Origin of the sequence: Aliidiomarina maris (genome assembly GCF_003987335.1) — a bacterium.
GTDB lineage: Bacteria > Pseudomonadota > Gammaproteobacteria > Enterobacterales > Alteromonadaceae > Aliidiomarina > Aliidiomarina maris.
Map to the genome: position 1 here is coordinate 45,348 of NZ_PIPK01000018.1, position 6,000 is coordinate 51,347.

A 6,000-nucleotide genomic window follows, 5' to 3' on the forward strand; every position below is an offset into this window, starting at 1 on the left:
GCAAAACCTGATTGAGCTGCTATAGTTACTTCACTACTGCAACATTCTTTATGTGAATCAAGCATTTGCTAGATAGGAGTCGATATGAGTTCAGAGCACAAAGATGCCAAAGTTTTACTCATCACTGGTGCCAGCAGTGGTATTGGTGAGGCCACCGCGCGTTTAGCCGTCGAGCGCGGACTTAAAGTTATTTTGACTGCCCGAAGCGCGGACAAATTAGACCAATTAGTCGATGAGCTTGGTCATGAACAAGCCTTTGCACTAAGCGCTGACGTCACCGACTACGACGCCCTTAAAAAAGTGGTTGAACGCGGGGTGAAGCACTTTGGGCGTTTAGATGTAGTATTTGCGAACGCTGGCGCGGGTGTCAAAAGCCCAGGCGTTGAGCAAGGCGACCCGCAGCAGTGGGACGCGATGGTACGGCTAAATATCAATGCGCTGTTATACACGGCTCAGCTGACGCTTAGTCACCTAAGAAAGACCACCGGTCACTTCATTATGACCGGCTCAGCAGCAGGTCGCAGAACCATTCCAGGTTCAGTGTATGGCGCGACAAAATGGTTTGTGCATGGCTTCGCCAGCAACTTAGCCGAAGAAATGAAGGAATGGCAAGGCCGCTGCACCACCATAGCGCCAGGTATGGTAAATACGCCATTTTTTGACGAGCCTAAACCAGACAAGTTAATGCCTGAAGACGTCGCAGACGCTGTACTTCACGCTATCGAAGCGAACCCGCGTAATTGCGTACGCGAAATCTATTTGATGCCGGCGAATTAGGGTCAGCGAGCTAAAGGCGGCGAATGAAAGCCGAGCACAGAGGCTATAAACACAGGTCAAAAAGTTTGCGCATTTTTTTGATCTGTGTATTATTTGCGCCGCTTGTATGTGCAAGTAACCAAACGAGAGAACTATGAACGCAAATAGTAGCCACGCGGAACCTCCGAGTTGTCGCTTCGCTAAAATTAGTTATGTCATAAGTGAAAAACTTATGTGCAACACGTTCGCCGCCGTGCGCCAAGTTCTGCCTGCCTAATCGTTTAGTCTTGCAGCTCTCAGCACACTGACGACGTGAGCTGAAGGCTGTAAGAATCTGCTTATTCAATTAAGAATGTTCTTCTAGCACTTAAAAACATCGTGTTTCTGCGACATGCAGCTGTAAGCTGATCGCGCCTGGAAATCGATGTCTTTGAGTACTGTACTTCCACCAGCACTGCACTGTTTTTCCTAAGTTCAAAAAGGAAATATGATGCGCAATACCTTACCTTTATTCACTATCGGTGTGCTGTCTACCGCCGTGCATTTAACTGCCCATGCCAATGGCGGCCACTTTTTAGTGGACGATGCCGACATTACGCCACCAGGCGAATGTGCTTTGGAAGTGTGGGCACAGCGCGCTTCAGCATCAGCCCAAGACCGTGTCGACCAGCCCAATGCGACCCATAGTGTGGTGGCACAACCACTATGCACCACCCGCAATGGCTGGGAAATCGGCATTCCACTGGAGTACAACACTAGTGAGAGCGAACTTGCCAGCTATGGCTTGGAGCTTAAAACCATGTTGAGCGGCGATTTATATGGCGGTGCTTTGGCATTGTCCATTGGCGCCGTGCGCGATCAACAACTGGACAGCTTTGAGGGGGCCTTCATTAACTTGCCCTATAGCCGTGAACTGAATGAAAGCGCGATGCTACATATCAATTTGGGTAGTCAATACGACAGTATTGAGTCGCAGTGGCGGGCCACTTGGGGCGCGGCAGCCACCGTCGGCCTGACCTCACGCTTTGATTTGATTGCGGAAACTGCAGGGGTAGGCCGTGATAGTCCCGCAGCCGCCCTTGGTTTACGCAGCGTTTTGTCATCACGCGTCGAACTAGACGCCAGCTTTGGCCGTGACTTTGAAGTACGTAGCAACCTCGTTGCTGTTGGCTTGAACATTGCGTTGTAAGGAGTAGCACAATGCAGCACACAGAATTAAAAGCATTGATTGAACGCCAGTTAGAACAACACGACGCAAATGACTGGTTCTTATTGGTTAATACGTATCAGGACGCCGACATTGTCGAAGTGCTTGAGGAGCTTGCGATTGAGCAAACCGCGTCACTACTCGTTAAATTACCAAGTCCGCAGTTCGCTAGCTTGTTCGGTTACTTTAGCCCGTTGTATCAAGACGCACTGCTACAGGTCATCGAGCAAACTGAACAATTGCGCTTGTTCAAAGCGATGGCGCGGGACGAGCGCGTCGATGTATATCAGCGTTTACCGGCTCAGGATCAGCAGCAGATTTTACCAAAGCTAGCCAAGCAAGAGCAGCACGATATTTTGAAACTTGCTGCCTATGAAGCAGGTACCGTTGGCGCACTTGCAACATCAGCCTACGTCGCGATAGCCGACAATATGACGGTCATCGATGCACTTCGCTTCGTGCGCCACAATGCGGCAAATATGGAAACCATTTACCAAGTGTACGTGGTAGATAAGGATCAACGCCTAATTGGCACAATGTCGCTACGCGAACTTATGACTGAGCAAGATAACGCGGTTGTGGGCGACGTGATGCGCACTGACGTGATATCAGTGCATGCCGAGCAGCCACAGCAAGATGCAGCCAATCTAATTCGTCGTTATGACTTATTATCGTTACCGGTTATCAACGGCGGCAAGACCTTAATTGGTATCGTCACGGTGGACGACGCGATGGACGTCGACGTGCAAGAAAACACCGAAGATTTCCATAAAGGCGGTGGTACGCTGGCACTCAAAGACGTGTCTTTGCGCCAAGTTAGCACGTGGACCATGTTTGCTAAACGCGCACCTTGGCTAATTGTATTGGTGTTTGCCAATATGTTTTCAGGCGGGGTGATTGAAAGCTATGAAGACACCATTTTGACCTACGTCGCGCTGGTGTTCTTTTTGCCGCTGTTGGTCGATAGCGGCGGTAACGCCGGTGCTCAAGCGTCGACATTAATGGTGCGGGCACTCGCGACCGGTGACTTGGAAATGAAAGACTGGCTTAAAACGCTAGGTCGCGAATTCTGGGTCGCTCTACTGCTTGGCTTAGCGATGGCGGCAACGGTATACGGCTTAGGTCATTACCGTGGTGGCGCCGATATTGCCCTAGTGGTATCGATATCTATGGTGGCGGTAGTACTAGCGGGGAGCATGATTGGCATGAGCCTACCGTTTTTACTCTCACGCTTAAAGCTTGACCCTGCAACGGCGAGCGCACCGCTGATCACGTCAATTGCAGACTTTGTTGGTGTGTTGCTGTACTTCTATATTGCGGTCACCGTACTGGGTAGCGCTTAGCACAGGTTTCCGGTGGCTTTTGGGGAAAACGTCACTTTATGCCTATACTCAAGGTTCATTGCTGAGCCTTGAGTATATGTTATGTCACAAGCAACCCCTCAACAGAGCGCACTGGTTCCAAGCCTTATCGAAACAGACAGTATCAGCGCCGATACCATTCTGAATGCCGCATTAACGCTGGGCGACATCAACGGCTGGGAGCGCCTCACGCTGACTCAAATTGCCCGCTATTTAAAAGTATCTCTCGCCGATATTCATCAGCATGTAAAACAAAAAGATGATCTCGTCGACGCTTGGTTTGACCGCGCTGATGCCCACATGCTGTCGCGCTTCCCACAACAGGGCGTAAGCCTGAACCGCACCCAACGCTTAAATTTGGCGATGCAATCATGGCTCGACTTCTTAGCGCGCCACCATAAACTGACCGCCGATATGCTGTTATATAAACTTGAGCCTGGGCATATTCATTTGCAGGCAGCAGGGGTGCTGCGTATTAGCCGCACCGTACAATGGTTTCGCGAGGCCGCCGATTTGAAAGCCACGCATATGGCCAGAATCGGGCAGGAAATTGCACTGAGTAGTTTGTTTGCGACTATTTTTCTGCACTGGCTGAAGGACTCAACCAAGCACCAGGCGCGCACACGCGAGCGCCTGCAACAAGCCTTAACCCAAGGTAAGCGTATTCGCCTGTGGACTTAAACTTTGAATCACGACAGCGCTATAGACAGCCACATGACCGTGTGGCGGATTGGTCCGGTAATAAAAAACAGCAGCGAACGGCTCCGCAACTTCGGAAATAAGTTGGTGTTAACTGGTTGGCCGTCAGCGAATAGCGAAAATTGGCACACGGGGTAAAGCCGCGCGGTCAGTAAGAAAGGCATACCATCGACATTAAAATGACGGCGCTGATACGGCCACCATAAGTGCGACTTCAATACCTGAAACTCGCCAGCTTGCACAACCACACGCGACGTCAGAACGTTATAACGCACCTCAAGCAGGGTATCTTGATAGCGACAAGTTTTTGCTACCGTGAATGCCATTGGACAGGCCTATTAAGTCATTCCTTGTGATTTGCCGATTATTGGCAAATTGTTGCCATCACTAAGCTACACGGGTTTTCGGTGAGTGTCACTAAAGTGTGGATGTGTTAGGTAATCGGCAATCGAAAGTGCAATCAATTTTGCGGTAATTGACCTAGTTTCTTACACGGTAATACTAAGCGGCCCGCGCTGCTCGTTGCGCATGATATCCAGAGCGCGATCAAGTGCATCAGCGGAGTCGTTATTACCAATTGAACGATGAAACTCAGCTACGTTCTTCGCCATTTCCATGAAATTTACCGGCTCGGAACCGTTTGTTGGCTCTAGCGCTTGCGCATCCAAGTTAAGTGTCATGAGCATAAATGGCATGCTCTCTTCAAGTGTCATATTTCCTGCTTGAAGTTGCTCGTTAATCCACTCTTTTAAATCGTCTCGACTCATGTTTCTGAAGTCGACGTTACTCTCCTGACGAACACTTTCGGATGCGTGCTTAACATGAGTTTCTGGTTGCTGAGATCTCTGCTCCGTTAAGCTCTTGACCATAACGTTTGCATTCGGTGACGTTGTATTAATTTCCATTGACGTTCCTTCTCTTTTAATTAGCACTATAACTTTGCAAAAGTAAGGTGCAAAAATTAAGCCACTGTATGCAATATCACAGAGCAGAAACTACGCCGGAGCTCTAGGTTCTTGGTGTAGTAACCTGTGTCGAAACCAATTATTGAGCGGCGTCGCATACCAACGGGCAACTACAAAGTAGCCCTGACAACTCAAGCATTCGAGTTTCAGGGCTTTTCTTATGGCTCGTGATAACAAGCAGTTACTTGCCTAACTACCGAAATCATCATAGCGGATGCGTGTTTCATCCACGCCGTGCTCTTTTAACATAGTCAGCGTCGCGCTGAGCATAGAAGGTGGGCCACAGAGGTAAAAATCGTACGCGTCGACGCTTTGAGATTGCAACCATTTCCCCGCAATCTCATGCACAAAACCGACATCCTGTTGCCATAAGCACGCTTTTTCAGGCTTAGACAACACTGGGATAAATGTCAGCTCACCTCGCTGTTGGTGCTGCATAAACTCATCGTAATAGAGTAACTCATGGCGATTTCGCGCACCGTAGAAGAAGATTATCGGTCGCGATGCTGTATCATTCAGCTCTTCTTGCATGAGCGCTCGTAGCGGCGCCATTCCCGCGCCGCCACCGATAAAGCAAAGTTTGCGTTGAGCGCCTGGTTGCCTTTGAAAGTCGCCAAAAGGGCCTTCTGCAGCAATGATTTCACCAGGTTTTAGATTACATAAAAATGAAGAGCCAATACCTGGCGATGGCGCGTCTGTTGCTTGCGGTTGATAACGCACGGTGAACACCAGCTCTTTGCCACCTGCAGCTGTCGCCATGGAGTAGCTTCTTTGCACAGCGCTATGCATATATTCTGTGTTTTCAATATGCTGCCACTGCGAAAGGAAGTGCTCAGGAATGTCTTCAGGGCGACTGCGACCTGCTCCAGCCGGAATGGTAAACAGCATATACTGGCCGGCTGCGTAATCAAGCTTGCGGTCCAGCACTTCAAAGCACAATTCGCGCAACATCGGCGTTATAAACTTAGTACTTTTCAACTGCAGGTTAACGTGGCGCGCATCAGTTTGCGGC

The 6,000-nt window shown here is 49.6% G+C and carries 7 protein-coding genes; 4 read left to right on the forward strand and 3 right to left on the reverse strand.

Annotated features, from left to right (window positions below; translation table 11 throughout):
* Nucleotides 1-84 precede the first annotated feature (84 nt).
* From CWE07_RS13490 to CWE07_RS13505, 4 genes are all read left to right on the forward strand, one after another.
* The gene (locus tag CWE07_RS13490; RefSeq protein ID WP_111570397.1) at nt 85-777 is read left to right on the forward strand and encodes an SDR family oxidoreductase; all 693 of its coding nucleotides are present in this window, start codon (nt 85-87) and stop codon (nt 775-777) included.
* A gap of 466 nt (nt 778-1,243) precedes the next feature.
* The gene (locus CWE07_RS13495) at nt 1,244-1,945 is read left to right on the forward strand and encodes a hypothetical protein (protein ID WP_198679928.1); all 702 of its coding nucleotides are present in this window, start codon (nt 1,244-1,246) and stop codon (nt 1,943-1,945) included.
* A gap of 11 nt (nt 1,946-1,956) precedes the next feature.
* The gene (gene mgtE / locus CWE07_RS13500) at nt 1,957-3,306 is read left to right on the forward strand and encodes a magnesium transporter (RefSeq protein ID WP_111570395.1); all 1,350 of its coding nucleotides are present in this window, start codon (nt 1,957-1,959) and stop codon (nt 3,304-3,306) included.
* 81 nt (nt 3,307-3,387) lie between these two features.
* A complete protein-coding gene (locus tag CWE07_RS13505; protein ID WP_241974151.1) occupies nt 3,388-4,005 on the forward strand; it encodes a TetR/AcrR family transcriptional regulator in 618 nt (205 codons plus the stop codon).
* An 8-nt stretch (nt 4,006-4,013) separates the two neighbouring features.
* Here CWE07_RS13505 and CWE07_RS13510 read toward each other — a convergent pair whose 3' ends face one another.
* From CWE07_RS13510 to CWE07_RS13520, 3 genes are all read right to left on the reverse strand, one after another.
* Complete coding sequence (locus CWE07_RS13510; RefSeq protein ID WP_111570394.1) at nt 4,014-4,349, reverse strand: hypothetical protein; 336 nt, start codon at nt 4,347-4,349, stop codon at nt 4,014-4,016.
* A 162-nt stretch (nt 4,350-4,511) separates the two neighbouring features.
* Entirely contained in the window at nt 4,512-4,928 is a 417-nt protein-coding gene (locus CWE07_RS13515) for a hypothetical protein (protein ID WP_111570393.1), read from the reverse strand.
* A 249-nt stretch (nt 4,929-5,177) separates the two neighbouring features.
* On the reverse strand, nt 5,178-6,000 hold an 823-nt coding region (locus tag CWE07_RS13520; RefSeq protein ID WP_476723715.1), incomplete at its 5' end, for a ferredoxin reductase domain-containing protein.

Coding starts and splice junctions, on each gene's coding strand:
- CWE07_RS13490 (WP_111570397.1), top strand. CDS start 85: ATGAGTTCAGAGCACAAAGATGCCAAAGTTTTACTCATCACTGGTGCC.
- CWE07_RS13495 (WP_198679928.1), top strand. CDS start 1,244: ATGATGCGCAATACCTTACCTTTATTCACTATCGGTGTGCTGTCTACC.
- mgtE (WP_111570395.1), top strand. CDS start 1,957: ATGCAGCACACAGAATTAAAAGCATTGATTGAACGCCAGTTAGAACAA.
- CWE07_RS13505 (WP_241974151.1), top strand. CDS start 3,388: ATGTCACAAGCAACCCCTCAACAGAGCGCACTGGTTCCAAGCCTTATC.
- CWE07_RS13510 (WP_111570394.1), bottom strand. CDS start 4,349: ATGGCATTCACGGTAGCAAAAACTTGTCGCTATCAAGATACCCTGCTT.
- CWE07_RS13515 (WP_111570393.1), bottom strand. CDS start 4,928: ATGGAAATTAATACAACGTCACCGAATGCAAACGTTATGGTCAAGAGC.